General features: G+C 61.7%; 3 protein-coding genes. All 3 read right to left on the bottom strand.

What is annotated here, in order from left to right:
* The coding region (locus EOB49_RS38215) for a hypothetical protein (protein WP_245472939.1) at positions 1 to 389 on the bottom strand (389 nt) is incomplete at its 3' end.
* Between the two features lie 52 nt (positions 390 to 441).
* Positions 442 to 771, bottom strand: coding sequence for a hypothetical protein (locus tag EOB49_RS32270; RefSeq protein WP_127383348.1), 330 nt, complete (start codon positions 769 to 771; stop codon positions 442 to 444).
* On the bottom strand, positions 768 to 2,421 hold a 1,654-nt coding region (locus EOB49_RS32265; RefSeq protein ID WP_127383347.1), incomplete at its 5' end, for a portal protein. The genes EOB49_RS32265 and EOB49_RS32270, both read right to left, overlap by 4 nt.

The following is a 2,421-nucleotide window of genomic DNA, read 5'->3' as shown; positions in this document are numbered from 1 at the left end:
GTCGTGGCACCATCCAGCGTGCGCGTGGTCACTGGGATGATGTTCTGCATGGTCGTCGCCAGCGTGATGCTGGAGGCCGCAACGGTCCCCAGACCCCACGTCAGGGACGCATTGTCGTTGATCGTGCTGGCGCGCGCACCGAGCACGGCGAACTGCATCTTGGCAGTGCCGCCCTTCACGCGAACCTTGCCATCCAGGCAATCGAAGATTTTCTGCGAGGCATAGGCCAGCGCGTCAGTCACCGGAACCTGCATGGCGTTGAAGGTGAACACCGTCTTGAAGGCACCGCCCGCGCCGGTGGTGACAGCCTTCAGGCCGGCAAACGGAGGAGCGAGGCCAGCAGCCCGAGCAGCGGCGCGCGAAAGGGTACGCGGAAGTCCACGTGTCATTGTCGTATCCTCATTCTTGGGAAGATTTCGGCTGAACCCGCCGCGGGCAAACCTATCGCTGGCTTTCGAGCCTTGCCGCCCGCTCCAAGGCGATCCGCTGATCATCGTCCAGCGTGAGAAAATCCATGATGTGCTGCACGACTTCGGCGCGAGCGTTCGACAGAGCGCTATGGAGTTCGAAGCCGGCCGGCGTTTTAGTGCGCGCCATCCAGTCGTGATAGTTCGGCCGGCGGTAGTAGCCCGCCTTGTCGACCAGATCGGCAAGGACCATCTCGCCATCAGCCCCGGTGAAGACGCGCAGGTAAGCTTTGGTCAGTGCGTCTTGCGCCTTTGCCGGTCCACCAGCTAGGCCGGCACGATTGAACGTCTTGGGCTTGCTCATGCGTTGCCCTGCGGCATCAGCCCATTGAGGCCGTCGAGCAGCCCGCTATCACGCGCCTGCACTGCGGCCGGCACAGCGTCCTTCGCAACCTTGCCGGCAGCCGCCATTGCAGCGGCGCCGGCTTGTGCCTGCTGTTGCTTGGCCTTTGCATCACGACGAGCGGCGATATCATCTGCCGACCGGAACAAGCGAGCCGGGCTGCGGCCAGCGCTCTGCACGATCTTGATCGCCTCGTCGCTGTCGATGTTGTCCATCACATCCGGGTCGAACTGAGCCATCTGCATGGCGGTGGTGACGACTTGAATGGTGTCGCGGGCCTCAGCCGAACGACGCAGGACATCCAGCGGACCGGTGAAGGTCGGCCGAACCGACTTGCCGGCTAAGCTTGCAGGCGGCAAGAACCGGCTGTCCTGATCGTAGAGTCCCTTGTCTTCCAGGATGCCGAGTTCGCGATCGAGGTTCGTGGCGAAGCCAGATTGAATGATCGAACCGGATGGGCCGAGCAGCGCGCCCTTCTCCTCTTGGCGGATCAACGCTTCGGTCGCCGTCATCTGTGGGTTTTGAACGAGCGTCTGAAACAAGTTGACGAACATCATGTCGCGAATTTCATCAGCCCGTGTCTGCGCATAATCGAAGGCATAGCTCGGGTTTGCGCCGGTGTTGATCGGGGCGATTTGGATCTGCCCGGACTCACTCATCAGACCGGGATAGTTTTCGCCAGGATTGAGAACCGGCACATCATCCATGCGGGCTTTCGAAGCGGTCGCCGGATCGGTGATCTGCTGCAACGCGCGCAGGCCAGAGCGGCGGACGGCGTTCTCTTCACGGACTGTGGTCAGCGCCTCGATTGTCGGCGAGATGCCGTAAGGGTCGCTCTCGTAGCGGCGCCAGTTGAACGTTGCCACCGGGAAGGTGCGAAATCCGCTCTCCTTCGCGATCACCTCTTCCTCTTCGATGACGTGATACGAGGCGAAGGCGGTGTCGAGATAGTCCATCTGACCACCGATGCGGTACATCCGGCGCTCGTCGCGGGGCTTGATGCCGTGGATCAGAGAAATCTTGGTGTCGCACTTGGTCGGGTCATCAACCAGCGCCTTGATCTTGGCCGGGAGCTTCTCATAGCCGAGCATCTGCGCAGTCTGTCGCGCCGTCCGTTCATAGCGGCGATGGAAGGTGTCGACCTGGCCCCATCGGTTTCGACTGATATAGCCCTCGACCACGGGGATAGAGGCATACCTCACCATCGTCGTGCCAAAACCCTCTTCGGCGTAGAGATAGGCCGGACCATAGCGAACCACGTTGCGCAGGCAGGCTTGCGTCGCCGGCACGAAGTTCGAGTTCGCCGAATAGCGCAGCGAGAATAGGAAATCCCGCAGGCTCTCAGCCCACTTCTTCTCCTCGTCAGTCTCTTCGTCATCCATCGCTGCCGTAGAGAGGCCATGCCACTTTTCGGACTGCGGAATGATCAGGCTCTCCAGGCCAGCAGCGAGGCGGTTGGCAGCGCTGTTGATGGTGGTCGCATAGACACGGCTGCCGCGACGCTCGGAGCGCTCAGCCTGCGATTCCAGCGAGCTGCTGGAGCGGCTGGCGAAGATGTCAGGTGCATCAGGATCGCAGAATTCCGCGACCTGCTCCCAGACGCCTTCGTAG

The sequence above is a fragment of the Mesorhizobium sp. M7A.F.Ca.MR.148.00.0.0 genome (genome assembly GCF_003997735.1).
In the GTDB taxonomy this organism is placed as follows: domain Bacteria; phylum Pseudomonadota; class Alphaproteobacteria; order Rhizobiales; family Rhizobiaceae; genus Mesorhizobium.
Note: the sequence above shows the minus strand (reverse complement) of the source record. Positions and strands in the feature narration are given on the sequence as shown.

Excerpts from the sequence above, each read along its gene's own strand:
- EOB49_RS32270 (WP_127383348.1), bottom strand. The coding sequence starts at position 771 with ATGAGCAAGCCCAAGACGTTCAATCGTGCCGGCCTAGCTGGTGGACCG.